At 64.0% G+C, this 1,577-nt stretch carries 4 protein-coding genes; all 4 read left to right on the top strand.

Going from position 1 to position 1,577, the window contains the following annotated elements:
• The coding region (locus VGP39_RS15835) for an uL22 family ribosomal protein (protein WP_327569046.1) at positions 1 to 138 on the top strand (138 nt) is incomplete at its 5' end.
• Between the two features lie 20 nt (positions 139 to 158).
• Positions 159 to 857, top strand: coding sequence for a 30S ribosomal protein S3 (rpsC, locus tag VGP39_RS15830; RefSeq protein WP_327569045.1), 699 nt, complete (start codon positions 159 to 161; stop codon positions 855 to 857).
• A 31-nt stretch (positions 858 to 888) separates the two neighbouring features.
• On the top strand, positions 889 to 1,302 hold the full coding sequence (rplP, locus tag VGP39_RS15825) for a 50S ribosomal protein L16 (protein ID WP_325752035.1): 414 nt from the start codon (positions 889 to 891) through the stop codon (positions 1,300 to 1,302).
• 5 nt (positions 1,303 to 1,307) lie between these two features.
• Positions 1,308 to 1,514: a 50S ribosomal protein L29 gene (rpmC, locus tag VGP39_RS15820; RefSeq protein ID WP_079571014.1), complete on the top strand. Its 207-nt coding sequence runs from the start codon at positions 1,308 to 1,310 to the stop codon at positions 1,512 to 1,514.
• The last annotated feature ends 63 nt before the right edge of the window (positions 1,515 to 1,577 follow it).

Raw genomic sequence — 1,577 nt, 5'->3', positions numbered from 1 at the left:
ATCGTCTCCGAGGCCCATGTCGGCAACGGCATCGTGATGAAGCGTTTCGCACCGCGCGGCCGTGGCCGCTCGGGCCGTATCTTTAAACCATTCTCGCAGCTGACGATCGTCGTTCGTCAGGTCGAGGCGAGCGCTTAAACGAGGCGCGGGAGACAACGATGGGTCAGAAGATCAATCCGATCGGGCTGCGTCTCGGCATCAACCGGACGTGGGATTCCCGTTGGTACGCCGGCAAGAACGAATACGGCAAGCTGCTGCACGAGGACGTCAAAATCCGCGAGGTGCTGCACAAGGAGTTGAAGCAGGCGGCCGTCGCCAGGATCGTGATCGAACGCCCGCACAAGAAGTGCCGGGTGACGATCCATTCGGCGCGCCCCGGCGTCGTGATCGGCAAGAAGGGCGCCGACATCGACAAGCTGCGCAAGAAGGTCGCCGACATCACCGCCTCCGACGTCGTCATCAACATCGTCGAAATCCGCAAGCCGGAGCTCGACGCCACCCTGGTCGCCGAATCGATCGCGCAGCAGCTGGAGCGCCGGGTCGCGTTCCGCCGCGCCATGAAGCGCGCGGTGCAGTCGGCGATGCGTCTCGGCGCCGAAGGCATTCGCATCAACTGCTCGGGCCGTCTCGGCGGCGCCGAAATCGCGCGCATGGAATGGTATCGCGAAGGCCGCGTGCCGCTGCATACGCTGCGCGCCGATGTCGATTATGGCGTCGCCACCGCGTTCACCACGTTCGGCACCTGCGGCGTCAAGGTCTGGATCTTCAAGGGCGAAATCCTCGAGCACGATCCGATGGCCCAGGACAAGAAGATGGCCGAGGGCGACAGCTCGCGTCCGCGCCGCGACGCGGCTTGAAGCGAATAAAGAAGGTTTGAGGGCGTAAGCCATGATGCAACCAAAGAAAACCAAGTTCCGGAAGGCGCATAAGGGCCGCATTCACGGCACCGCGACTTCGGGCGCGACGTTGTCGTTCGGCCAGTTCGGCCTGAAGGCGATGGCGCCCGAGCGCATCACGGCGCGCCAGATCGAAGCCGCGCGCCGCGCGCTGACCCGCCACATGAAGCGCGCCGGCCGCGTCTGGATCCGCATCTTCCCGGACGTTCCGGTGTCGAAGAAGCCAGCCGAAGTCCGGATGGGCTCCGGCAAGGGCACGCCGGAATTATGGGTGGCGCGGGTAAAACCCGGCCGCGTCATTTTCGAGATCGACGGCGTCACCGTGCAGACCGCGAAAGAAGCGCTGTCGCTGGCCGCCGCCAAACTGCCGATCAAGACGCGCTTCGTTGCGCGCATCGCGGAGTGACAATCATGGCCGAGATGAAAACCGCCGATATCCGCGCAATGAGCCCCGATCAGATGGACGACGCCGTCCTCAATCTGAAGAAGGAGCGTTTCAATTTGCGTTTCCAGCGCGCCACCGGGCAGCTGGAGAACACGTCGCGGCTGCGTGAAGCTCGCCGCGACATCGCCCGCATCAAGACCATCGCCGCGCAGAAGCGCGACGCGAAGAAGTAAGGGGCCGACATGCCAAAACGTACGCTGCAGGGCGTGGTCGTCAGCGACAAGCAAGCCAAGACG

This window comes from Bradyrhizobium sp. (assembly GCF_036009065.1).
GTDB lineage: Bacteria > Pseudomonadota > Alphaproteobacteria > Rhizobiales > Xanthobacteraceae > Bradyrhizobium.
This window is presented reverse-complemented; position numbering and strand designations above follow the sequence as displayed.